Origin of the sequence: Pelagibius sp. (assembly GCF_965249265.1) — a bacterium.
Classification (GTDB): Bacteria; Pseudomonadota; Alphaproteobacteria; order Kiloniellales; family Kiloniellaceae; genus Pelagibius.
The window spans coordinates 341,493-365,460 of record NZ_OZ252224.1 but is presented as its reverse complement, the minus strand read 5'-3'; the positions used below and the strand labels follow the sequence as shown (position 1 = coordinate 365,460).

Genomic DNA, 23,968 nt, shown 5'->3' with positions numbered 1-23,968 from the left:
TTCGAAGCAAGTCGAAACGCGCTAGTACGCGCACTCGGTGAAGATCGGGTCGATGGAGCCGCCCCAGCGGCCATGGAAATCGTCCAGCAGGTACTCCGCCGGACATTTCTCCCGCTCCACGCGGCTGCGCAGCAGGGACAGGAAGTGGCTCTCGTTATCGCCCTGGCCGTCGAGGCGGTTGCGCGCCTTCAGACCCTCGGCGGCAATCTCGATCGCCTGCTCGGCCACCGCGTTCACTTTCCTGCCGTGGAAGGGCGTGTGGAGGGCCTGCCGCGGCACCTCGGCGCGCAGGTATTCGTGGTCTTCGAGAGTCCAGTCCTTCACCAGATCCCAGGCCGCGTCCAGTGCCGTCTGATCGTAGAGCAGGCCGACCCAGAAAGCCGGCAGGGCACAGAGCGATTTCCAGGGCCCGCCGTCGGCGCCGCGCATTTCCAGGAAGCGTTTCAGACGCACCTCGGGAAACAGGGTCGAAAGATGATCGGCCCAATCGCCCACCCTCGGCTTCTCGCCCGGCAGCGCCGGCAGCCTGCCGTCCAGGAAATCGCGGAACGACTGGCCGGAGGCGTCGAGGTACTTGCCGTCGCGGTAGACGAAGTACATCGGTACGTCGAGCACGTGATCGACATAGCGTTCGAAACCCATGCCGTCCTCGAACACGAAGGGCAGCACGCCGGTGCGGTCCGGATCGGTGTCGGTCCAGATGTGGCTGCGGTAGCTGAGGAAGCCGTTGGGCTTGCCTTCGGTAAAGGGCGAATTGGCGAAGAGCGCCGTGGCGATGGGCTGCAGGGCCAGGCTGACCCGGAACTTTTTCACCATGTCGGCTTCTGACTGGAAGTCCAGGTTCACCTGTACGGTGCAGGTGCGCAGCATCATGTCGAGGCCGAGGTTGCCCTTGGTCGGCATATAGGCGCCCATGATCTTGTAGCGGCCCTTGGGCATCCAGGGGATGTCGGCCCGCGACCACTTGGGCTGAAAGCCGAGACCCATGGCGGCGACGCCCAGCGGCTCCGTCACCTTCTCGATCTGATCGAGGTGGATGTGCACCTCTGAGCAGGTGTCGTGAATGGTCTCAAGCGGCGCCCCCGACAGCTCGAACTGGCCGCCCGGCTCCAGCGAGACGCTGGCGCCCTCCTGGCTAAGGGCGATCACGTTGTCGCCCTCCATCACCGGCTGCCAGCCGAAGGTCTGGAGACCGGTCAAGAGGGCGCGGATACCGCGCTCGCCCTCATAGGGCAGCGGCCGGAAATCGTCGCGCGTATAACAGAATTTTTCGTGCTCGGTGCCGATGCGCCAGTCTTCGGGCGGCTTGCAGCCGGCTTCGAGATAGGCGACCAGCTGTGCCTTATCGGTCAGGGTTTCACCCTGACTCTGCGGAGGAGCGGACATACGTTATTACCTTGTGCCGGGACCGTCCTGGCTCCGGAGGAGATTTCCCCTAGTAGAAGATTGCAGCGCCGCCCCCCGGCGCGCCCGGCTGTTGGATCTCTATCCTGCTTTTGCGGCCTTCTTCCGAGACCTGTCTCACCCTCTGGCTTTGAAGCACCTGCTTTTCGGACCTTTGTCTGCCGATCAGGCTTTTCAAATGACTATTTCTTCGGCATCGCATTAGATTTTTCTATGCGTCGCCCTCACCCCATCCAACACGGCACCCCATCAAACACGGCGCCACCAAACCCTGCCGGCCATCCTCACCCCCCATACTCACCCTGCGGGGAAACCGGCCAGGGCCGCCGGCGGCCGTTCCGCGCCGTCACCCAGCACCGCCTGCCAGCAAGCCAACGCCGCCAAAGCCGCGGTATCGGCACGCAAAATCCTCGGCCCCAGGCCGACAGGCGTAACAAAAGGCAGTTTGCGAAGGGCGTCAAGTTCGCTTTCCGCGAAGCCGCCCTCCGGCCCGGTCAGGATCGCCCAGGGAGTGGCCGTGGGAGTCGCCGTGGAAGTGGCCGCACCGCCCGCTTCTGCGCGCAGCGCTTGCAGCGCCTCGGCAATCGGCCTGGCTTCGCCCCATTCGGCACAGACGATGAGCCGGCGCTCCGCCGGCCAGTCGTCCAATACCTGATCCAGACCGCGGGTCGGGCGGACGTCCGGCACGGTCAGGCGCTCGCACTGCTCGGCGGCTTCGCGGGCGTTGGCGGCCAGACGTTCCTCGTTGACCCGGCTGACGGCGGTGAATCGGGTCATCACCGGCTGCAGCAGCGAACAGCCCAGTTCCGTCGCCTTTTCGGCGATGAAGTCGATCCTGGCCCGCTTGATCGGTGCGAAGACCAGCCAGAGGTCCGGCTCCGGCGCCGGCTGCCGAAGCTGCCGGCCGATGACCAGCGAGCACCAACCCTTGCCCAGGCCGTCGATTTCAGCCAGCCACTCGCCGTCGCGCGGATTGAAGACCGCCAGTTTGGCGCCCGGGGCCAGACGCAGCACCGAGCGCAGGAAATGCGCGCGATCCCGGTCGAGCCCCAGGGTCTGCCCCTCGGCCAGGTTGTCTTCCACATAGAGCCGGGTGGCGGGTCTTTTCGCCGCACCGGGCCCAGAACCAGACTCAGACACGGTCTTTGTTCCGCTGCACATCTTTCTCCCGCGGGGATTCGCCGTTAAACATTAGGCGATGAATGCCGCGACGCCTACCTCCGCCAGCGACATCCGCGCCAACCACTGGGTTCTGCGCGCGGCGCCGCGCGGCCTGCGCCCCTATCTGCGCCTCGCCCGGCTCGACCGGCCGATCGGCATCTGGCTGCTGCTGTTTCCCGGCTGGTGGGCCATCGCCCTCGGCGACGCGGCGGCGAGTGACGCCTTCGCGCCCTCTTGGCAACTCTATCTGCTGTTTGCCTGTGGCGCCCTTTTGATGCGCAGCGCCGGCTGCGTGGTGAACGACATGCTGGACCGCGACTTCGACGCCAAGGTCGCCCGCACCGCCACACGGCCGATCCCCAGCGGTGAACTCAGCCTGCTGCAGGCGGGCCTCTTTCTGCTACCGCTGCTTTCGGTCTCCCTCATCATTCTGCTGCAGATGAACGTGCTCACCATCCTGCTGGGCTGCGCTTCGCTGCTGCTGGTCTTCGCTTACCCCTTGATGAAGCGCATCACCTACTGGCCCCAGGCCTGGCTCGGCCTCACCTTCAACTGGGGGGCGCTGCTCGGCTGGACGGCGGTGACCGGCAGCTTTGGCTGGCCCTCCCTGCTGCTTTACATCGGCGGCATCGCCTGGACCTTGGGCTACGACACCATCTACGGGCACCAGGACAAGGAAGACGATGCCTTGATCGGCGTGAAGTCGACGGCCCTGCGGCTGGGCAGCACGACCAAGCGCTGGCTGCTGGCTTTCTATGGTCTGACCTTGCTGTTGTTCGGTCTCGCCGGGCAGGCCGCCGGTCTGCTCTGGCCGTTCTGGCTCGGCCTTGCCACCGTCGCCCTGCACTTCCTCTGGCAGGTTCTGGACCTCAAGATGGATGTGCCCGGCGATTGCCTGGCCAAGTTCAAGTCGAACCGCTTCGTCGGCTGGCTGCTGCTCGCCGGTATCCTCGCCGGCAGCCCCTGGGTTCACCTTGAGCTCGGCTTCACGCCGTGAGCCCTTCGGCCATAGCGGCCCCCGAAGACTTCATCCGCGCCAACACCCTGTTGCAGGACACCCCCCTGGTACCGGAGGTCAAACTCCATCTCGCCTCGGAGGTCGTGCCGCTGTGGCAGGCAACGGAGGAAAAGCTGGCCCGGGAAGGTCTGCCGCCGCCGTTCTGGGCCTTCGCCTGGGCCGGCGGCCAGGCCCTGGCACGCTACCTGCTGGACCATCCGCAGGTGGTCGCGGGCAAGCGGGTGCTGGATTTCGCCGCCGGCTCCGGCCTTCAGGGCATCGCCGCCAAACTGGCCGCCGCCGCCACCGTGGAAGCGGTGGAGATCGATGCCTTTGCCGCTGCCGCCTGCCGTCTGAATGCCGAAGCCAACGGCGTCGAGATCGCGGTAAGGCAGGAAGATATCGTCGGCAGCGCCAACCCCGGCTGGGATGTCGTGCTGGCCGGCGATGTCTGCTACGAGCGCCCGGCGGCCGAGCGCATCACCGCCTGGCTGCGCCGCCTTTCAACGCCGGACTGTCTGGTGCTGATGGGCGATCCGGGCCGCACCTATCTGCCGCGCGAGGGCCTGGAGCGAATCATCGGCTATGCCGTAAAGACCAGCCGCGAACTGGAAGACACGGATGTTCGCAACGCCGTTGTCTGGCAGGTGTCGCCTGAAGACGGCTAGAGCATTTTTCGACTTACGCCGAAGCGGTTCCGGCCGTCAAAGCGTGAAACGCTTTACCCTGTCTCCCGGCACAGCAGACTGGCGGCGCCGTAGTGCGCCTCCACCGGCTCGCCGGTCTGGTCGTTGTCGGTGAAGATGGCGACGGCATAGACTTGGTCCCTGGGCTTGCCGCCGAAGGCCGCCTGATAGTCCGCCAGGAGGTCGCGCTTTTCGTCGATCCAGGTGGCCGTGCTGACGATACCGGTTTCGATGATGATGGAACGCACCACGCCGGGCAGGTAGGGCGAGTCCACGATATCCTCGATCTGCTGGCGCGAATTGGTCCAAACGTAGCGCAGGGTCGGCACCTTGCGCGGCGCCGAGAGGGAACCGGGATCGCCGAACATGACGTAAAGCGAGGCCGCCACGTCCTCGCGGTCCTTGTCGTCCAGGCTCGCCGATTCCTGTATCGCCTCAAGCCGCCAGGACCATTCGATCACCGGGCAGTCGTTGGGGTCGAACTCCACCGGCAGCACGAGACCGGAGGCCGAGCGTTTGCCGACGGCGCGGATCGAGACGCGGTCGTTCAGCGAAGAGACGCGATACTCGGTGAGGCCAACCAGCGGCATCTCGACCCAGCCCTGCTGAATGGCTTCAGCCGGATCGAAAAGCGTCACCCGGCGATCAAAGCGCCCCTCGGTTTCCGGCGGCGGCAACTCGCAGGCCGCCAGGGCGGCGCAGAACAGCGCGGCCAGTCCCGCGCGATGGATGAATCCAGACATCCGCGCACTATAGCGAAGCACAAGGGCGGCGCCAGACTTCGGCCGCGGGAAAACCGCTTTGGCCGAAATCGTGGGATATTTGTCATTGAAGACAGCGCCTGCGGCAGGAATAGTTGATCGCTGAATCGCTGCACCGGGGAACGCCCGATGAAAGAAATCAGAAAGCCGCACAGCCTGACCCGGGAGATGATCCGGGCGCCCCGCAAGCGCCGGACCGTCTGGGTACTGGGCTACGAAAACGCCAACCTGCTGGACATGTCCGGCCCCTTCCAGGTTTTTTCCGCGGCTGAGCACCTGGCTGCCGAGTTCGGCATCGAGGACCTCTACCGGGTCGAACTGGTGGCCAAGGCGAAAGGCCCCCTGCCCTCCGACCAGGGCCTCACCCTGCAGGCGACGAAGGACTTCGCCAGCGATTTCTCTGAGATGGACAGCCTGATCGTCTGCGGCGGCGCCGGGCGGCGCAAGGCGCTGCGCGACCCGGACACCCTGGCCTGGCTGAAACGCGCGATCGAGGCCGCCGGCCGTGTCGGCTCGGTCTGCACCGGGGCCTATCTGCTGGCCGAGATCGGCGCTCTGGAGGGGCGGATCACCACCACCCATTGGCGCTGGGCCGAAGACCTGCAGCAGCGTTACCCCGACATCACTCTGGAGCCCGACGCGATCTTCATGCGCCACGGCAAGTTCTGGTCCTCCGCCGGGGTCAGCGCCGGCATGGACATGGCCCTTGCCATGGTCGAACTGGACCACGGCCCGGAACTGGCCCTGGCCGTCGCGCGCGAACTGGTGCTGTTCCTGAAGCGCCCCGGCGGCCAGTCGCAGTTCTCAACCCCGCAGCAGCCCCAGACCGGCAGCGGTGGCCGCATCCACGAGGTCCAGCGCTGGATCGCCGAGAACGTGACGGAGGATCTGTCCGTGGACAGCCTTGCGGCCCGGGCCGGCATGAGCCCGCGCAACTTTGCCCGCGCCTTCGCCCGCGACAGCGGCGAGACGCCGGCCCGCTTCGTCGAATCGGTGCGCCTGGAAGCCGCCCGGCGGCGGCTGGAACAGAGCGGCGATCCCGTGGAACGCGTCGCCGCCGCGGCCGGATTCAGTTCGGCGGAGATCATGCGCCGCGCTTTCCTGCGCAAGCTGGGGGTCAGTCCCAACCACTACCGCACCCGCTTCCGCAGTGCCGGCAAGCTGGCGGAGACGGCTTAGCGCTGCAGCAGTTCGAAGCCGGGAACTTCCCAGGGGACGGCGGCTTCCTGCAGGGCTTTGATGAGCCCGCGCCGCTTTGCGGTATCGGCGATGTTGGAGAGGATCATGCCGTCCAGCTCGGCCGATGGTTCATGGCGGTCGCGCAGCAGCGTCAGCGCGGATTCCTGATCGACGGCGCGATGCCGCCGCCGCTGCGCCGGAACCGCCGCCAGCGCCAGGGGCGCAGATTCCGCCTCGGGGTCCGCCAGGCAGCCGTGGACCGAGAGATAGGCATAGGCCTCGGCAATCTCGGCCCCGTCCTCCAGCGTCAATGAGATGCCGGACATGCGGCCGTAGCCGTAGTTCCCAAGGCCCAATTCGGTCTCGTGCATCCGCGGCAGCTGCGCCTCGTGCAGCCAGGTGACGAAGACCGTCACCCGGGTGCCGGGCGCCGCGTGGAGGGTGGCGGAGACGGCACCGTAACGGGTCATATGGGCCGAGTAGACCACGTCGTGATCGGCCAGCAGGGCGCGGGTTACGGGAATCTCCGAGGCCGCGCCGCTCAGATGGGAGAACTTGCGGTGCAGTTGCTCGGGCGCCCGGTTGGAGCCGTGGGCGATCACCGGTACCCGGTCGCGCAGCAGGGCGGCCTCGGCCCCGCCGTCCAGGGCCCGCGTCTCGCCGTCCCGGTAAAGGTAGGAACCGGCCGGCGCCGCATAGGGGTAGCCCTTTGCCAGGGTCAGGCGGGCTTGGTCACTGCTGGGAAGGGGCCAGGGCATAGGGTCCAGAACCCGGGATATCAACTTGGTTGGGGACAACGGTTTGGTTCGCGTGCCGGCAGCCAAGGCCCGCACAAGCCATCTTCACATCGAACCGGACCGGCGGGATCGCCGCCCCGGTCACGCCACCCGATGCAGCGTCGCGCGCGACGCCGTCAGCCGCTGTGCCGTCAGCCGCTGTGCCGTCAGTCCGTACACCGTCAATCGGTGCAGGGCGGCGGCCCGTCATTGTCGATGCATTCGATCCGATAACGGGTCGTACAATCATCGACCGTCTGCCAGGCGTGCTTGGCCCATTCTTCCTTTGCCGCCTCATAGTCGGTAAAGGGGCCAAACCACTGTTCATTTCCGCCGACGGCTTCACGGAACCTCGTGTCCTTGTATTCACCGCCGACCACATAGTACTGCAACATCCGGATCAAGCCTCTGAACTTGAAAAATGCCTCAGGCATCCTGCGCTGGGCTTCGTGCGACTCCACACAAATCCTGCCAAGACACTGTCAACAATAAGGATAAGTGAAGCGCAATGTATAGTCCCAAAACGGCATTGCAAGTTGGTTAATGTGGCCTACCAAGATTGGGGTGCCAGGAGCGGCGGCGGCCCTCTTTCGGGGCCGAGAGCCACCGCTGAACCCCAGAATTTTCCAGGTTTTCCCGCCTGCTTTCGTGACGGCGCGCGCCGTCCTTGCCCCCAAGCTTTCCCCCGAGCTTTCCCTGCGCACTCAACACAGGATAGATTGGCCCCGGCAGGCTGGAACCGGACCGATAGTTTCCTCACCGGAATGTGAGGCGGCTTCGTCGGCGCCAGGCGGCGCGTCGCAGAACAATCCCGCGGCGGAGACGGATCTACGGAGCGGAGACCCCAAGACCATGCCCTTTGAAATTACAGGCTTCGGCATCCTGGTGATCGCCATCGTCGTGTTGGCCATTATCATCGTTACCATGAGCGTCAAGACCGTGCCCCAGGGTTACGGCTACACGGTGGAGCGCTTCGGCCGCTACACCAAGACCCTGCCCCCCGGCCTCGGCATGGTGGTCCCCATCATCGACCGCATCGGCGCGCAGCTCAACATGATGGAGACGGTGCTGGATGTGCCCTCGCAGGAGGTCATCACCCGCGACAACGCCCTGGTGCAGGTCGACGGCGTGGTCTTCTATCAGGTCCTGAACGCCGCCCAGGCGGCTTATGAGGTGCGCAACCTGGAACGCGCCATTCTGAATCTGACCATGACCAACATCCGTACGGTGATGGGCTCCATGGATCTGGACGAACTGCTGTCCAACCGCGACAACATCAACAACCGCCTGCTGAAGGTCGTCGACGATGCAACCGAGCCCTGGGGCGTGAAGGTCACCCGCATCGAAATCAAAGACATCACCCCGCCCGCCGATCTGGTCGACTCCATGGCGCGGCAGATGAAGGCCGAACGCGACAAACGCGCCACTGTGTTGGTGGCCGAAGGCGACCGCCAGGCCGAGGTGCTGCGCGCGGAGGGCGAGAAGCAGGCCCAGATCCTGGCGGCAGAGGGGCGCCGCGAAGCCGCCTTCCGCGATGCCGAAGCGCGCGAGCGAGAAGCCGAGGCCGAAGCCAAGGCCACCACCATGGTCTCCGAAGCCATCGCCCGCGGCGATGTGAATGCCGTGAACTACTTCGTCGCCCAGCGCTATGTCGATGCGCTCGGCAAGTTCGCCGACTCGGCCAATCAGAAAACCTTCTTCCTGCCGGTCGATGCCGCTGGGGTCATCGGCGCAATCGGCGGCATCGCCGAGATCGCCCGCGATTCCATGGAGCAGCGCCAGGCCGCGAAAGGCCCCTGGGATGCGCCGCGCGGCGGCGGAAACGGCGGCACGGGCGGCGGCACAAATGGCGGTTCTGCCGGCGGCAGCACGGCAGGCGGCAGCAGCGCCGGCGGCGGGAGTACGCCCTCATGATCAGCTTCGAACAGATCGAATACTGGAACTGGTGGGTGATCGGCGTCTTCCTGATCGGCATCGAGGTCTTTGCCCCCGGCGCGGTCTTCCTCTGGATGGGCATCGCCGCCGGCGTCGTCGGCCTGGTGCTGCTGATCGCCCCGGACATGATGTGGCAGATGCAATTGCTGCTCTTCGCCGTGGTCTCTGTGGTGTCGATCGTCGCCTGGCGCTTCGTGCTGCGCAACCGCCCGGCGCCGGTCAGCGACCAGCCGATGCTGAACAAGCGCGGCGCCAGCTACGTCGGCCGCAGCTTCACGCTGAAAGAGCCGATCACCGACGGCAACGGCCTGCTCCACATCGACGACTCGCGCTGGAAGGTGGAGGGCGACGACATGCCCGCCGGCACCAAGGTGAAAGTCGTCGGCATCGAAGGCACGGTATTGCAGGTCGAACGCGCTTAATGCCCTAGGCGACAGCGCCTTCAAACAAAGGCAGGAACGGATGCCCTTGCGGCACCCTTACGTACGTCTGCGGTGGCTGAAATCCATCAACTACCGTTCGTAGAGACGATAAATCAATACCGTTCGAAAGCACTGAGACGCACTTGATCTCAATTGCAAATGCCTGATCAACTCCAAGAAAGTATCTATCAAAATCAGCTTTGCAAATGCTCCCACGTTTCCCATAACGGCGCCAGATAGCGTTTACTGCCCCGGAGTCCACTCCTGTAACAACAGCCACTGCTGTCACAGCAGCGGTAGGCAAGGTGCTGTAGATCCAAAGTCTCGAATTGGGAGCAAGCTTCAGATTACGTCTTCGGAACTCGACGGTCTTCCTACCTTCAATCATCGCCTGCACGTACTCCGGGCGGATAGAAATCAGGGCTTCGGAGTCGGATTGCTGAAAGCTCAACTGAAGCCCTCCTCGCAGATTTGAGCGAATGCATCACTGTCAACTTCTTGTGGCGCGACCAAATTAGCCTGGAGCGCAATGAGATCTCCCAGCCGATCATATGAAATTGCTCGATCAAAACTGTTGAAGTTGTCAAACGTAATCACGTGGACCCTGCCATTCCGCGATACTCTTTCTAGTTCTTTCTGATCGAGAACGCCCTGTCGTTCAAATGCGACCGCGGCATCCTCAACTTCTCTGATACTTGAGAACGTTACTCTTGCAACTCCGATAGCCGCTTTCGAACCACCGCCATAGCCAGACTCGTAGAAAATGACCGGAGTTCCAACCTTGAACATGGCTGTCTTTGCAGGCGTCCTGAAGTAAGCCCTTTCCAATCGAAGGCCAGCTTCCTTTTTGGGCAACAAGCCATATTGACGCCCAACATCTCCCAACAAATCGCGTGCGAATAGCGACCTGATCGGCAGAATGAGACCTCCACGTTTTGAGAACAAAAATAGAACGGGAGACAGGAGAGTTTCAAGATCAAAAAGGGTCAGCTTCGCTTTAAGTCCTGATTCGTCAGAGACTTCTATACCGGACTCTCTCACGCCTTCAAAACTGGGCATCTCACTCGGTAGCCTGAGCCCAGTGGCGGAAGACAATCTTGCTTGGAACCGGACCCAATCGTCTTCTGTGACGATTCGACCTGCCATAGGCTTCTCCGCCCAGTGGCCAGCGCCAACTCGACGGAACTCACCAAAGCCGCGTGATTGAGCTGTGCTCATCGTCAATGGCTGATCTGCGAGCAGTTCTATTCGGCATTTTGACACCGAGGGACGCGTTGCGGTTCGAACAATCAATTCGATGAAATGATCGATCACCTGCTGAGCAAGCGGCGCTGTTTCATCGACTACTAGATAGCTCTCCAGCCCTTCGTGGAACGTTGTCGGGTGATCCCAGGATGCAACTGCAATGATTAGCCCATCAAGGTAGGCAGCATGTACCTCTCTTGGGCTGGCAGACGTGCCCCGACGAAGAATCCTCTGAGCAATTGGCTCTTCGTGCCCGCAGGCCACTAAGAACTCAATTGCACTTTTCTCCTCTGATGTAGACAGCTGTTGAACAATGATCTGTCGCTGATCTTTGGATGTGACATTCATCACCGGCACTTGAGCAATGTCCTCAAAACTGGGATCAACCAAGTCCGCTGGTGCAACAATCTCGATTCCAAACTCATCTTTGACGGATTCTGCAGCCCTTAGTAAGTCACCATCACGTGTGATAAAGCCATCAAGTCGATACTGAATCGATGAGGCTATATGCAAGAGGTCTGATTGTTCCTGGGGTGCCCGCCGCTTCTCCAAGTCTCTATGGGGAAAGATGATCTCCCTTAGCCTGCTCACGATACCGTCAGCGCTGGCGCTAAGCGGCGGAAGGACTGGCAGTGATTCAGCGAATTGAAGAATTGGATCTTCATTTCGATTTAGCTTCGAGCGCTTCAATTCAGATAGGAATTCGCTGGTCACCGAGAGATCAATCAACCCGGCCATCGCGGCTCCGATCAGTGATCCTGCATCTGATGACTTCTTTCGGTTTTTCGTGACGTCGAAGAAGACATTCAGATCAATCGCGAAATGTTTTCTAGACTTTGTCACCTCAACGCGCATTCTCGGCAGGCTGACGACGGTCTCACGCTGACTCTCTGTTCCGTCCATCCAACTAAGCAAGGATCGAGTCCGGAGGGTCCTTACACGAACAAAAATCTCTCGGTTTCTCGACTTGCCACCCGCCTCTCTTTTGATCTGCTGGAACCCCACACTCTCCCAGAACGCATTACTCTCTTTCAGATCAGTCGCAACTCGCGCCCTTATTGATAGGTAGTCTCTCGCCTCAGCGTACTTGATCAATTGATCTACGAGAGACGTACCGACTTTTCGGCCACGAAACCTCTCGTCGACAAAGAGTTGCTTTACACCCAACTGCAAAGAGCTACCGCCAAAAGTCAGAAAGCCTGCTAGGTCTGATTTACCTGAAAGCGCCACCCATAGGCTGCCCTTGGCGGCAAGGTCGTGATAAACAACTGCAGGAAAGAATCCTAAAGACTGGCGATTAGAATCGGCCAACGCCTGGACGCTATCTAAGAATGGGGCGACATCCTTGTACGACGTGAGAATACGCAGCTTTGTCATTGATGCTGTGGAAAGTGATGAAAAACATCTTATGGTAGAATAAATCAAGGCACAGAAGAACAATTAATACACATCATCAATAGATCAGCAGAATGCCTTTTTCTTCATTACGCGACTTTATCGAGCGGCTGGAGCGGGACGGCCGGCTGGTCCGGGTGACCGCGCCGGTGGCGCCGGAACTGGAGATCACCGAGATCCAGACCCGGCTGCTGGCCGAGGGCGGCCCGGCGGTGCTGTTCGAAAACGTGATCCACAGCGACGGCCGCAAGGCCGAGATGCCGGTGCTGGCCAACCTCTTCGGCACGGTCGAAAGGGTTGCCTGGGGCATGGACCGGGAACCGGCGGAGCTTCGCGAGGTCGGGGAGACTCTGGCCTTCCTGCGCCAGCCGGAGCCGCCGGGCAACCTGCGCGAAGCCTGGAGCCATCTGCCCCTGCTGAAAACCGTCATGGCGATGAAACCCAAGTCGGTCGGCTACGGCCCCTGCCAGGACGTGGTGCTGACCGGGGACGACATCGACCTTACCCGCCTGCCGGTGCAGACCTGCTGGCCGGGCGAGCCGGCGCCGCTGATCACCTGGCCCCTGGTGGTAACACAAGGCCCCAACCCCGGGGGCGACAAGACCGACGCCTTCAACCTCGGCATCTACCGCATGCAGGTGACCGGGCGGAACAAGACCATCATGCGCTGGCTGAAACACCGCGGCGGCGCCCAGCATCACCAGCGCTGGAAAGATCAGAAGCGCGATCCCTTACCGGCCGCGGCGGTGATCGGCGCCGACCCCGGCACCATCCTGGCCGCCGTCACCCCGGTGCCGGACACCCTCTCGGAATATCACTTCGCCGGGCTGCTGCGCGGCCGCAAGGTCGATCTGGTCGATTGCAAGACCGTGCCGCTGAAGGTTCCCGCCCAGGCCGAGATCGTGCTGGAAGGCTATGTCTCCCTCGACGAAATGGCGGACGAGGGCCCCTACGGCGACCACACCGGCTATTACAACGCGGTCGAGCCCTTCCCCACCTTCACCGTCACCGCCATGACCATGCGGCGCGACCCGATCTATCTCTCGACCTTCACCGGGCGGCCGCCGGACGAACCCTCGATCCTGGGCGAAGGCCTGAACGAGGTTTTCATCCCCCTGCTGCAGCAGCAGTTCCCGGAGATCACCGACTTCTGGCTGCCGCCGGAGGGCTGCAGCTACCGCATCGCGGTGATCGCCATGAAGAAGGCCTATCCCGGTCACGCCAAGCGGGTGATGATGGGCGTCTGGTCCTACCTGCGCCAGTTCATGTACACCAAGTGGGTGATCGTGGTGGACGACGGCGTCGATGCCCGCGACTGGAAAGACGTGATGTGGGCGATCTCCACCAAGATGGACCCGGCCCGCGACATCACGGTGCTCGAGCAGACCCCCATCGACTACCTCGATTTCGCCTCGCCCGAGGACGGCCTCGGCTCCAAGATCGGCCTGGATGCCACCGATAAGCTGCCGCCGGAAACAAAACGCGAATGGGGCCGGGAAATCCGCATGGATCAGGAGACCATTGACCGGATCGACCGGCTCTGGCCGGATCTGGGCCTGCCCGGCAGCGGGAAGGCGATTTGGAAGTAAGCTGGCTGGAAGTAGCCCGGCTGGAAACAAACAGGCTGGAAATAACCTGGAACTGGACAGCCAAGTCCACGTATAGTTCCGACATATTTCCTAACAGTTTTCAGTATGACGTGATTAGCAAGCTATCCGGCCATACCCCCGAGCCGCTGCTGGCTCTGAAATCGCCGATAAACCAGCAGGGCTTCAAGTATTGGAACGACAAACGCGGCGGGCGGTGCATGCCCGCGCGCGGTGACATCGAACCATCCGAAATTCATAAGATCCTGCCCCACATCTTCCTGCTCGACGTGCGGGCCGAGCCGCTGGACTTCCGCTACCGGCTGATCGGCACCAAGATGGACGAACACATGATGGGCAGCTACACCGGCCTCTGGATGAGTGAGATCGCCCATCAGAAAGCGCCGAGCCGAATCTGGGCTTCCTGCCGCCACGTCACGGAACAGCGCGCGCCGCTGAGCAGCGACACGCCCTACGTCGGCAAGAACAAGGAATTCCTCACCACCGAGGATCTGATCATGCCGCTCTCCGACGACGGCGAACACGTCAACATGCTCTTCGTGACCGTCGGCTTCGTCTAGAGCGGGTCTTTCGTTCACGACTCTTCGCGGGCGGGCAGCTGCCTGGCGAGTCCATGCACCCACCATGCGCTCAGCAGACCCAGGAACGACGTTACGAACATCAACCCCAAGAGCGCCATCGCGCCCGTGTCTTCGGTAACCACCATACCCGCCGTCCAAGTCAGAAGAGCGCCACCGCCCATCGTAAGGGCGCCGGCGAGGCCCGAGGCCGTGCCCGCCAAGTCGGAACGGACCGACATCGCACCAACGTTGCTGCCGGGCATGGTGATGCCGTTGCCAAGGCCGACGAAGATAGTGGACCCAAAGAGCGCAAGTTCGTGCATCACACCCGCGGCAAACAAAAGCAGCCCGACGGCAAGGCCCGAGCAGGCGACGATCCGGCCCGCCAGCATCATCGTTTCCAACGCGAACCGCTTGGCACAGCGGGCCGCCGCGAAACTTCCCAGAACAAACCCGCCGGTAATCGACCCGATGTAGAGGCCCAGCATGCCCGGAGAAATCCCGAACAGGGTACTTGCGACCAAAGGCGCGCCGGCAATGAAGACGAAAAACGCCCCGGTCGAAAATGCCATGCAGCCGGCATAACCCCAGAACCGCGCCGATCCCAGCAATACCGGATAGGCCTGCAGTTGGGCGCGGAAGGTCTGCGAGGGGTTCCGGTTGGTTTCCCCCAGATCAAACCACGCTAAGGCGAAGAGGGCGGCCCCCATCAGGGCAAAGGCGAGAAAGCTGGATCGCCAACCGAAGAGTTCGTCGAGCGCGCCGCCGACCATCGGGCCCAGCATCGGTGCGACTGCCATCGCCATGGCGATATAACCCAACAGACTGACGGCCTGTTTCGGCGGCACCATGTCCCGCACAACCACGCGCGACAGCGCCCCACCGGCAACAATCGCGGCCTGCAGCAACCTGAAGAACAGGAAGACCCAAACGTTCTGCGCCAAGAGGCAGCCCAGCGAGGCAAGCGTGAAAAGCGCAACGGCAATCAGCAGTACGGGCCGGCGACCATAGCGGTCCGACATCGGCCCGATCACGATCTGCAAGACGGCCGTCGCCGCCAGATAGCCCGCGATCGACAGGCTGACCAGGGTGTAATCGGCATCAAGATCGGCGGCGATGTTGACGAGCGAGGGCACGAACATGTTCAGCGCGAGGATCGAAACCCCCGTCAGCAGGATCAGCGTGAATATCTTGGGCGGCGTCCGTTGGAAAGCCGACATTTCAGCATCCCTTTGAATTCCGGAAACAAAAAACCCCCGACATTATCGGGGGCGCGTCACGTCGTGAACCGGAAGCCGTTACGGCTTCCCGCGCCTTCGCTTCGATACGATGCTGACTGCGGTCACGACAAATCCTCCACTTGGATGGCTCCGACGCTATGGCCCGCAAATCCGCTTGTCAATGACGGCATGACGGCTCTCCCGAAGGGGGCCGTCATACGCCGAAACGCCGCTTTGACCGCCTTTAGGCTGGTCGCTGGTCAATCACCCGCGCCGCCTTACCTTCGGAGCGTTCGATGCCGCCGGGCGCCAACAAGTCTATCCTGACCGTGACGTCGATGGTGTCTTTCACCTTCGCGCCGAGATCACGGGCGATAGCGGCGCCGGCCTCTCCGCCAACGGCGCAACGCGGCTCCACCTTCAGGATCAGGGAGTCCAGCGCCCCTTCGCGGGAAAGCTCCAGCAGGTAGTGCGGCGACAGCCTTTCATCGCGCAACAGCAGGTCTTCGAACTGACCGGGAAAGATGTTGACCCCGCGCAGGATCAGCATGTCGTCGCAACGGCCGGCGATCTTTTCGAAGCGCCGCATGCTGCGCGCCGTCGGCGGCAGCAGCCGCGTCAGGTCGCGGGTCCGGTAGCGGATCACCGGCAAAGCCTCTTTGGTCAGTGTGGTGAAAACGAGCTCTCCGAAACTGCCATCCTGCAAAACCTGATCACTCTGCGGATCCATCACCTCGGGATAGAAATGATCTTCCCAGATCACCGGGCCGTCCTTCGCCTCGATGCACTCGTTGGCGACGCCCGGGCCCATCACCTCCGACAGACCATAGAGGTCCAGGGCATCGAGGCCGCAGCAACGCTCGATCTCGCGGCGCATCGCCGGCGACCAGGGCTCCGCCCCGAAAAGCCCGATCCTGAGCGCGGTCGCGGCGGGGTCCCGTCCTGCCGCGCGAAACGCCTCGGCAAGGTTCAGCATGTAGGACGGCGTACACATGACAATGTCTGGCGCGAAATCGGTGATGAGCTGAACTTGGCGGGCGGTCTGGCCGCCGGAGACCGGCACCACCGTGCAACCCAGGCGCTCGGCCCCATAATGGGCGCCCAGGCCGCCGGTGAAGAGGCCGTAGCCATAGGCCAGATGAACCTTGTCGCCGGGCCGGCCGCCGGCGGCATGGATGGAGCGGGCCATCAGCCCGGCCCAGGTATCGATATCCGCGCGGGTGTAGCCGACCACCGTCGGCTTGCCGGTGGTGCCGCTGGAGGCGTGGATGCGCAGCACCCGTTCCATCGGCACCGCGAACATGCCGAAGGGATAGGTCTGGCGCAGATCCTCCTTGGTTGTCGTCGGAAACTTCGCCAGATCGGCCAGCTCGCGAAAATCGTCGGGACGCACCCCGGCAGCCCTAAACTTGCGGCGGTAGTGAGCGACGTTCTCATAGGCATGGCCGAGCGACCACTTCAGGCGCTTCACCTGAAGGGCGGTGATCTCGTCGCGGCTGGCGGCCTCAATCGGATCAAAGCCGTGTTGACGTTGCATCGCCATCGGATCAACCCCAGTCCGGTGCGCGATTGCCGCCATAGGCGGCCATGGCTTCGGCAAAATCCGGTGCCGTGAGCGCCCGCCCCTGCTGGTCGAGATAACGGGCAAAGAAAGCCTCGAAGCCGCTCTCGAAGCTCTCGGCCACCAGGGCCTTGGCGTAGCGGCAACCGGCCGAATTGGATTTCGCATAGTCGGCAAGCCGGTCTTCGAAGGCCGTTGCAACATTGGTCTCCTCGACCAGATGATCGACAAGGCCGATGCGCTGGGCCTCGATTCCGTCGATCATGTTGCCACGCAGGATCATGGCCTTGGCCCGCCCCTGGCCGACGTAGCGGGCAAGCCGCCAGGTCCCGAGACCGGGGATCAACCCCTCCTTGACGGCCGGCAGACCAAGCTGGGCCGAAGGCGTGCAGATCCGGACATCGGCGGCGAGCGCGAGTTGAAGGCCGCCGCCCAGCGCATAGCCATGGATCAGGCAGAGCACCAGCTTGTCCATGGTCTCAAACAGGCGCAGCGCCCGCTCCCAGACTTCGAAGTAACGCGCTTCGATCCGCCCCGCCTCCAGATCCTTCAGATCGATGCCGGTGGAAAAGGCCCGCCCCTGGCCGGTGATCGCGACCATGCGAAGCGCCGGGTCGGCGGCAATTGCTTTGGCAAGTTCCAAAAGCTCGTCGGCGGCGCGCAGATCGACCGCATTCAGGCGATGGGGCCGCCGCAGCTCCAGCCTGCCCAGCGGGCCGGTTTTGGAGAACACCAAGGTCTCGTAGGTCTTCGTCATCTCGACTCCTGTTTCCGCGGCGCCGGCACAAGACCGGGCCTGTGCCGCAGATCAGGTAGCCGCCGCAGCCGCACACCGCCAGACGGGGTGCCGGAAAGTGACCGAAAACAGATGCAGAGATGCCGATTCCAATGCCTGAGGGGGACCGCCCTAGGCTGCCGAGGGCAGAAGCGATGCCTCGCGGTGTGCGCGGAACATCTGGCGATAGTCGCTCGGCGTGGTCTGTAGCTGACGCTTGAAATGATCGCGAAACGAGAGGGTCGATCCGAAACCGCAGCACCGCGCGACCTCGTCGATCAGGAGGTTGCTTTCTTCGAGCAACTGCCGCGCAAGGCGCAAACGCTGCGCCACCAGCCAGCGGTGCGGCGCGCTGCCGGTTTCGTCGTGAAAGCGCCGCGCAAAGGCGCGCACCGAGAGACAGGCGTGATCGGCCATCCGCGACACCGAGATCGGCTGGTTGAGACGCTCCAGCACCCATCGGCGCGTTGCCTCCAGGCTGCGCGAGCGCGCCGGGCCCAGCGGGCATTCAATGTACTGCGCGTACTCGCCGCCACGATGCGGGCCGAAGACCATGTGGCGCGCGATGTCGTTGGCCAGCGCCTGGCCCAAGTCGCTGCGCACCATATGCAGGCAGAGGTCGATCCCCGCCGTCACCCCGGCAGCGGTCAGGATCTCGCCGTCATCGACATAGAGCACCTCCGGATCGATGCGGACCCTGGGGAAAAGCGCGCGCATCTTGTCGACGTTTTTCCAATGGGTGGTGGCGCGGCGCCCGTTGAGCAGACCCGCCGCCGCCAGCACGAAGGAACCGGTGCAGATCGAGGCCATGCGGCAGCCCCGCGCATGGGCCCGGCGCAGGCTTCGCAGCAGCACCTCGGGCAAAGGCTGATCGAGGTCCGCCATCAGACCCGGAACGATCACCGTGTCCGCCGTCTCGACGGCGGCCAGGCCGTCTTCCACCGCAAGCGACATGGCGCCGTGGACCGAGACCGGACCGCTGCCGTGATGGCAGGCGCGCACGGCATAGTGATGCTTCGCGCCGATTGCAAAGATGCTGAAGGCCGTCGCGAACTCGAAAAGAACCGGGTCGGGCGGCAGAACGATTGTCAGGTTGTGCATCGCTGTTTGATCCTGGCTGAGCGGCGCGGCGTTCTCCCCCAGAAACACGTCTCTCGAGCGGGTTCTATTCCATGCAAATTGCAGCCGGGTGCATTAGAGGCGGATCGCGTCCGGATCGCAGGCAGTGGCAACGCCGAGACCGCGTTTGGCGAGCGGAAACAGGCTCGCCGTCGCCACGGCAAAGGCAAGCTCGGCCAGCACCGCCGCGCCGAGTTCCCGGCGCAGCGCCTCAACAAGAGACGGAAGATCCTGCCGGTTCCCGGCGACCGCCTGAGCGTAATCCAGCACCATCCGCTCGTGCGGCGGCAAGGCTTCGGGCGACCGCAGAGCGGCCTGCACGACATCGCGCGGCGTCCCTTCCTTCAGCGCGTAGTCGATCCCGATCTGCAGGCAGGCGCCGCAATCCTGCGCCCTGAGCGCGCCGATCCGCGCCATATTGATCAGGACCCGGGGCGCCGCCCGCCGGTGGCCGGCAAGCGGCCCGAAAAACAGAAGCTTCCAGAAGATGCCGGGACTGGCCGCGGCGGCATCGCGCAGCCAGGCGAACTGGACGGGGTTTTGCCGGGTCAGGCGACTGAGGAGGCCACGCTCGATCCAAGCCATTGGAACTCGTCTCCTTAAGCATAAAAGACAGGGAGCAGAGAGGGCGGGAAAACCGATGCGGCGGCGGTTACGCAGCTATCTGGCGCTTCCGCAAAGCCGCGTCCATCCGATTCTTGCTTTGCAACCGGCTGTCCGGGCAGACCGGGACCCGGCGGCCTTAAGGTCTTGACGGGAACCGGCCCGACGCCTAATTTCCCAGCGTTATGACCGGATTTCAGGGATATCTGTCGCTACGACTTATTGCCCCGGCCGCCTAGAAGCGCGCCGGATAAAGCCGTCGTCCGACAGTTCCGACCCTGAAAGAGGTTCGCTCCGATGAGCGTGAAGCCCCAGAAAAACAGCAGTTTCCGTAAGATTTCCGCAGGCCCCGGCGGGCTGACCCAAGCTCTTTGCCTGCGACTTACCGGCGGCCGCTGCGCCTGATCCGTGGCGCTGCAGCGGCTGTAGACGAGGCCACCGTATAACCAACGATATTCAGAACATCAGGCCGGCGGGCCGCAGGTCCCCACAAAGGCAGAGACCGCGCCCTTTAAAATTCGCCCCGCCGGGAGAAGGAAGCAAGACAATGAACCGCAAAACGCCGCCCAACAACACCGCCGGGGTGGACCCGAGCCAAAAGTATACGGCCTTCAAACCCATCGACCTGCCGGATCGCCAATGGCCGGGCCGGGTCATCACCGCGCCGCCGATCTGGTGTTCGGTGGATCTGCGCGACGGCAACCAGGCCCTGATCGAGCCCATGGACGGTCCGCGCAAGCGGCGCATGTTCGCCCTGCTGGTGGAGATGGGCTTCAAGGAGATCGAGGTCGGTTTCCCCTCGGCCTCGCAGACCGATTTCGACTTCGTACGGGCGCTGATCGAGGAAGACCTGATCCCCGACGACGTCACCATCCAGGTGCTGACCCAGTCGCGCGACCATTTGATCGAGCGCACCTTCGAGAGCATTGCCGGCGCCAGGCGCGCCATCGTCCATCTCTACAACTCGACCTCCACCCTGCAGCGCCGCGTGGTCTTCGGCCTCGACCAGGCCGGCATCGTCGACATCGCCGTGAAGGGCGCCGAGCAGATCCGCGACCTGGCCAAGGGGATGAGCGGGACGGAAATCATCCACCAGTACTCGCCGGAGAGCTTCACCGGCACCGAGATGGTCTTCGCCAAAGAGATCTGCGAGGCGGTGATGGACGTCTGGCAGCCGACGCCCCAGAAGAAGACCATCTTCAACCTGCCGGCCACGGTGGAGATGTCGACGCCCAACATCTACGCCGACCAGATCGAGTGGTTCCACCGCAACATCAAGAACCGCGATTCCATCGTCCTGTCGCTGCATCCGCATAACGACCGCGGCACCGGCGTGGCGGCGGCCGAACTGGGCGTCATGGCGGGCGCTGACCGCATCGAAGGCACGCTGTTCGGCAACGGCGAGCGCACCGGCAACGTCGACGTGGTGAACCTGGGCCTGAACCTCTTCACCCAGGGCGTCGATCCGGGCATCGACTTCTCCGACATCGACCGGCTCCGCGAAACCGCCGAGTACTGCAACCAGTTGCCGGTCCACCCGCGCCATCCCTATGCCGGCGACCTGGTCTATACCGCCTTCTCCGGCTCCCACCAGGACGCCATCAAGAAGGGCATGGCGGCGATGAAGCAGAGCAACTCCGGCCTCTGGGAGGTGCCCTATCTGCCCATCGATCCGCAGGATGTCGGGCGTTCCTACGAGGCCGTGGTGCGGATCAACAGCCAGTCCGGCAAGGGCGGCGTCGCCTATATCCTGCAGACCGAATACGGCCTGGACCTGCCGCGCAAGCTCCAGGCCGCCTTCACCCAGAAGGTGCAGGAAGAAGCCGACACCAGCGGCAAGGAGATCACCCCGCACAAGATCTGGTCACTCTTCGAGCAGACCTATCTGACGCCGCGCCAGCCCTACGCCTTCGTCGAGCACCGCTCGGTGCCCGACACCCATGCTTCGGAAAAGCGGGTGCTGACCGCGATGATCACCGTCGACGGGACCAAGCGCGAAATCCGCGGCAGCGGCAACGGCCCGATCGCCGCTTTCGTCGACGCGCTGCGCCGGGACTGCGGCGTCGAGGTAAAGGTGCACGACTATCACGAGCATGCCGTCAGTTCCGGTGCCGATGCCAAGGCGGTGGCCTATGTGGAGGCCGAAGCGGCCGACGGCACCATCTACTGGGGGGTCGGGCGCCACGCCAACATCGTGGTTGCCTCTCTGGATGCCGTGCTCTCGGCGGTGAATCAGATGGTCGCCGCCGAGCCCAAAGCGCCCGGCCGAGCCGCCTGACGGCAGGCTTTCCGGCTTTACTGCAAGCAACGCGCAGTAAAGCCGGTCGCGCCTCCCCCCCTGAGTTACCGCCCCCTTCGCTTTACCCCGTAAAAGTCTTTGGCGCTGCGGCCTGCAGCAGGCTATGCACACAGCGGGAGAGAGCGGGCTTTCAGCAGCCTGGGTAGCTGCTGGCGGCCCGACATCACGAGGTGATGCGTCATGTCCGGTTTGCCCGGCCTGCCCGGGCGGTTCCTCCGCCCTGCAGAAGCCCACGAGTGTGGCGTGCTGACCGCCCTCGCCCTGCGTTCCAAAGCCTATTGGGGTTACGAACCCGCTTTCCTTCAGGCCTGCCGCGCCGGCCTTACCGTCCGTCCCACGGACGTTGCCGCCGGGCGGGTGATGGTCCTGATCGAAGAAGAAACCATCCTGGGCCTCTACGCCCTGATCCCCGGCGAGCGCCCACAGGAAGCCGCCGTTCCGCTGTTCTTCATCGAGCCGGCGGCGATCGGCCAGGGAATCGGACGGGCGATGTGGCAGAATCTGGTGGCCAAGGCCCAGGCCGAGGGCTACCAGCGGCTGAAGATCGAAAGCGATCCCTTCGCCTTCGGTTTCTACCGCGCCATGGGGGCGACGCTGGCGGGCAAGATCCGCTCGCCGATCAAAACCACCAGCGGTGCCGAACGCTTCCTGCCTTTGTTGCATTATGAGTTGTGAACGGCTGTCGCCTTTCACAGTGCAGTCGGCGCCGGCCCGCTCCCCCTCCCGGCCACCCATGAGATTATCCTAGTGGGTGGCCGGGAGGGGGAGCGGGCCGGAACCGCTTCGACGCAAGTCGAAAACCACCCGGATGCATCTTCGCCGGTCAGCCCCTATATTGAAGGTCACACCTGTTCTCTTCCCTGCGAGGCCCCATGACCGCGTCCGTTGACCCTCTCTCCCTGCTCGAAGACCTGATCGGCAAAGCCAAGGCGACCGGGGCCGAAGCCGCCGATGCCGTGCTCTTCGAATCCATCGGACTCTCCCACTCCCAGCGCCTCGGAAACCCCGAACGACTGGAGCGCGAGGAGAGCCAGGACGTCGGCCTCAGGGTCATGATCGGCAAGCGCCAGGCCATCGTCTCCTCCACCGATCTCGGCAAGGCGAGCCTGGACGAACTGGTCGAGCGCGCTGTGGCCATGGCCCGGGTGGTGCCGGAAGACCCCTACTGCGGCCTCGCCGATAAAGGCGAGCTGGCCGCCGCCATTCCCGAACTGGATATCCTCGATCCCGAGGAACCCGCCGCAGAGGTGCTGATCGAGCGCGCCCGCGCCTGTGAAGAAGCCGCCCGGGCGGTAAGCGGCGTGACCAACTCCGAAGGCGCCGAGGCCGGCTGGGGCCGGGTGCAGATCGCGCTGGTCACCTCCAACGGCTTTGCCGGCAGCTATGCCCGCTCCAGCCACTCGGTGGGGGTCTCGGTGGTCGCGGGCGAGGGCCTGGGCATGGAAAGCGACTACGAATTCTCCTCCGCCGTCTTCGGCAGCGAACTGGAGGACCCCGGTGCGGTCGGCCGCACCGCCGGCGAGCGCGCCGTACGCCGCCTCGGCGCCCACAAGCCGGAGACCGAAAAACTGCCCATCGTCTATGACCCCCGGGTCTCCATGGGCCTGCTGCGCCATCTGGCCGGGGCGATCTCCGGTCCCTCCATCGCGCGGGGCACCTCCTTCCTGAAGGACAAGCTGGGCGAACAGATCTTCGCCGAGGGCATCACCATCATCGACGATCCCCACCGGCCCCACGGCCTCAGTTCCAAGCCCTTCGACGGCGAGGGGCTTGCCAACCGCAAGCTCAACATCGTCGAGGGCGGGAAGCTCACCACCTGGATCCTCGATCTCAGCTCGGCCCGCCAGCTCGGCCTGAAGAGCACCGGCCACGCCGCGCGCGGCACCTCCTCCCCGCCGTCGCCCTCGACCTCCAACCTCTACATGGCGCCGGGCAAGGTAAGCCCCGAGGCCCTGATGGCCGACATCGACAAGGGCTTCTACGTGACCAGCATGATGGGCATGGGAATCAACGGGGTAACCGGCGACTATTCGCGCGGCGCTTCGGGCTTCCGCATCGAAAACGGCAAGCTCGGCGCGCCGATTTCCGAGGCCACGGTGGCCGGCAACCTGAAAGACATGTTCCTGAACCTGACACCGGCCGACGATCTGGTCTTCAAATACGGCGCCAACGCCCCGACCCTGCGCATCGAGGGGATGACCCTGGCCGGCGCCTGATCGGAAAAAGCTCTATTTATACCCGGATAAAATTGACAAGGATTTTT

At 63.6% G+C, this 23,968-nt stretch carries 22 protein-coding genes; 10 read left to right on the top strand and 12 right to left on the bottom strand.

Annotated features, from left to right (window positions below; translation table 11 throughout):
- Nucleotides 1-21 precede the first annotated feature (21 nt).
- Both ACP146_RS01815 and ACP146_RS01810 read right to left on the bottom strand, forming a co-directional pair.
- The gene (locus tag ACP146_RS01815; protein WP_422365058.1) at nt 22-1,386 is read right to left on the bottom strand and encodes a glutamate--cysteine ligase; all 1,365 of its coding nucleotides are present in this window, start codon (nt 1,384-1,386) and stop codon (nt 22-24) included.
- Between the two features lie 315 nt (nt 1,387-1,701).
- Nucleotides 1,702-2,544, bottom strand: a complete 843-nt coding sequence (locus ACP146_RS01810; protein ID WP_422365057.1) for a 16S rRNA (uracil(1498)-N(3))-methyltransferase — start codon at nt 2,542-2,544, stop codon at nt 1,702-1,704.
- Between the two features lie 58 nt (nt 2,545-2,602).
- On the opposite strand from ACP146_RS01810, the gene ubiA reads away from it, so the two are divergent.
- Nucleotides 2,603-3,562 carry a 4-hydroxybenzoate octaprenyltransferase gene (ubiA, locus tag ACP146_RS01805; protein ID WP_422365056.1) on the top strand — a complete coding sequence of 320 codons (960 nt, stop codon included), beginning with the start codon at nt 2,603-2,605 and terminating at the stop codon, nt 3,560-3,562.
- Nucleotides 3,559-4,230 carry a class I SAM-dependent methyltransferase gene (locus tag ACP146_RS01800; RefSeq protein ID WP_422365055.1) on the top strand — a complete coding sequence of 224 codons (672 nt, stop codon included), beginning with the start codon at nt 3,559-3,561 and terminating at the stop codon, nt 4,228-4,230. Before ubiA ends, ACP146_RS01800 begins: the two co-directional genes overlap by 4 nt.
- Before the next feature lie 53 nt (nt 4,231-4,283).
- Here the strand turns inward: ACP146_RS01800 and ACP146_RS01795 are convergent, their stop codons facing one another.
- Nucleotides 4,284-4,991 (bottom strand): DUF3047 domain-containing protein, encoded by a 708-nt coding sequence (locus ACP146_RS01795; protein ID WP_422365054.1) that lies wholly within the window; start codon nt 4,989-4,991, stop codon nt 4,284-4,286.
- Nucleotides 4,992-5,138: 147 nt separating this feature from the next.
- On the opposite strand from ACP146_RS01795, the gene ACP146_RS01790 reads away from it, so the two are divergent.
- The gene (locus tag ACP146_RS01790; protein ID WP_422365053.1) at nt 5,139-6,188 is read left to right on the top strand and encodes a GlxA family transcriptional regulator; all 1,050 of its coding nucleotides are present in this window, start codon (nt 5,139-5,141) and stop codon (nt 6,186-6,188) included.
- Here ACP146_RS01790 and ACP146_RS01785 read toward each other — a convergent pair.
- Both ACP146_RS01785 and ACP146_RS01780 read right to left on the bottom strand, forming a co-directional pair.
- Nucleotides 6,185-6,946 (bottom strand): hypothetical protein, encoded by a 762-nt coding sequence (locus ACP146_RS01785; protein ID WP_422365052.1) that lies wholly within the window; start codon nt 6,944-6,946, stop codon nt 6,185-6,187. The genes ACP146_RS01790 and ACP146_RS01785 overlap by 4 nt on opposite strands.
- Before the next feature lie 200 nt (nt 6,947-7,146).
- Nucleotides 7,147-7,398, bottom strand: coding sequence for a DUF4170 domain-containing protein (locus ACP146_RS01780; RefSeq protein WP_422365051.1), 252 nt, complete (start codon nt 7,396-7,398; stop codon nt 7,147-7,149).
- A 418-nt stretch (nt 7,399-7,816) separates the two neighbouring features.
- Here ACP146_RS01780 and ACP146_RS01775 point away from each other — a divergent pair, with 418 nt between their 5' ends.
- Nucleotides 7,817-8,878 carry an SPFH domain-containing protein gene (locus tag ACP146_RS01775; RefSeq protein ID WP_422365050.1) on the top strand — a complete coding sequence of 354 codons (1,062 nt, stop codon included), beginning with the start codon at nt 7,817-7,819 and terminating at the stop codon, nt 8,876-8,878.
- The gene (locus tag ACP146_RS01770) at nt 8,875-9,321 is read left to right on the top strand and encodes an NfeD family protein (protein ID WP_422365049.1); all 447 of its coding nucleotides are present in this window, start codon (nt 8,875-8,877) and stop codon (nt 9,319-9,321) included. Before ACP146_RS01775 ends, ACP146_RS01770 begins: the two co-directional genes overlap by 4 nt.
- Nucleotides 9,322-9,325: 4 nt before the next feature.
- Here the strand turns inward: ACP146_RS01770 and ACP146_RS01765 are convergent, their stop codons facing one another.
- Both ACP146_RS01765 and ACP146_RS01760 read right to left on the bottom strand, forming a co-directional pair.
- Nucleotides 9,326-9,772: an ASCH domain-containing protein gene (locus ACP146_RS01765; protein WP_422365048.1), complete on the bottom strand. Its 447-nt coding sequence runs from the start codon at nt 9,770-9,772 to the stop codon at nt 9,326-9,328.
- Nucleotides 9,769-11,943, bottom strand: coding sequence for a GNAT family N-acetyltransferase (locus ACP146_RS01760; RefSeq protein WP_422365047.1), 2,175 nt, complete (start codon nt 11,941-11,943; stop codon nt 9,769-9,771). The genes ACP146_RS01765 and ACP146_RS01760 overlap by 4 nt, the downstream gene beginning before the upstream one ends.
- A 92-nt stretch (nt 11,944-12,035) precedes the next feature.
- Here ACP146_RS01760 and ACP146_RS01755 point away from each other — a divergent pair, with 92 nt between their 5' ends.
- On the top strand, nt 12,036-13,550 hold the full coding sequence (locus ACP146_RS01755) for a UbiD family decarboxylase (RefSeq protein ID WP_422365046.1): 1,515 nt from the start codon (nt 12,036-12,038) through the stop codon (nt 13,548-13,550).
- 110 nt (nt 13,551-13,660) lie between these two features.
- Complete coding sequence (locus ACP146_RS01750) at nt 13,661-14,128, top strand: PAS domain-containing protein (RefSeq protein WP_422365045.1); 468 nt, start codon at nt 13,661-13,663, stop codon at nt 14,126-14,128.
- Nucleotides 14,129-14,142: 14 nt separating this feature from the next.
- Here ACP146_RS01750 and ACP146_RS01745 read toward each other — a convergent pair whose 3' ends face one another.
- The 5 genes from ACP146_RS01745 to ACP146_RS01725 all read right to left on the bottom strand — a co-directional run bounded on the left by ACP146_RS01745 (nt 14,143) and on the right by ACP146_RS01725 (nt 19,388).
- A complete protein-coding gene (locus ACP146_RS01745) occupies nt 14,143-15,348 on the bottom strand; it encodes a multidrug effflux MFS transporter (RefSeq protein ID WP_422365044.1) in 1,206 nt (401 codons plus the stop codon).
- A 244-nt stretch (nt 15,349-15,592) separates the two neighbouring features.
- On the bottom strand, nt 15,593-16,891 hold the full coding sequence (gene paaK, locus ACP146_RS01740) for a phenylacetate--CoA ligase PaaK (RefSeq protein ID WP_422365043.1): 1,299 nt from the start codon (nt 16,889-16,891) through the stop codon (nt 15,593-15,595).
- 4 nt (nt 16,892-16,895) lie between these two features.
- On the bottom strand, nt 16,896-17,666 hold the full coding sequence (locus ACP146_RS01735; protein ID WP_422365042.1) for an enoyl-CoA hydratase/isomerase family protein: 771 nt from the start codon (nt 17,664-17,666) through the stop codon (nt 16,896-16,898).
- Nucleotides 17,667-17,816: 150 nt separating this feature from the next.
- Complete coding sequence (locus ACP146_RS01730) at nt 17,817-18,785, bottom strand: GlxA family transcriptional regulator (RefSeq protein WP_422365041.1); 969 nt, start codon at nt 18,783-18,785, stop codon at nt 17,817-17,819.
- A gap of 93 nt (nt 18,786-18,878) precedes the next feature.
- A complete protein-coding gene (locus tag ACP146_RS01725; RefSeq protein WP_422365040.1) occupies nt 18,879-19,388 on the bottom strand; it encodes a hypothetical protein in 510 nt (169 codons plus the stop codon).
- 565 nt (nt 19,389-19,953) lie between these two features.
- Between ACP146_RS01725 and leuA the strand changes: the two genes are divergently transcribed.
- The 3 genes from leuA to ACP146_RS01710 all read left to right on the top strand — a co-directional run bounded on the left by leuA (nt 19,954) and on the right by ACP146_RS01710 (nt 23,921).
- Nucleotides 19,954-21,684 carry a 2-isopropylmalate synthase gene (gene leuA / locus ACP146_RS01720; RefSeq protein WP_422365039.1) on the top strand — a complete coding sequence of 577 codons (1,731 nt, stop codon included), beginning with the start codon at nt 19,954-19,956 and terminating at the stop codon, nt 21,682-21,684.
- Between the two features lie 201 nt (nt 21,685-21,885).
- A complete protein-coding gene (locus tag ACP146_RS01715) occupies nt 21,886-22,380 on the top strand; it encodes a GNAT family N-acetyltransferase (RefSeq protein ID WP_422365038.1) in 495 nt (164 codons plus the stop codon).
- Nucleotides 22,381-22,577: 197 nt separating this feature from the next.
- Nucleotides 22,578-23,921: a TldD/PmbA family protein gene (locus tag ACP146_RS01710; RefSeq protein WP_422365037.1), complete on the top strand. Its 1,344-nt coding sequence runs from the start codon at nt 22,578-22,580 to the stop codon at nt 23,919-23,921.
- Nucleotides 23,922-23,968: the final 47 nt, after the last annotated feature.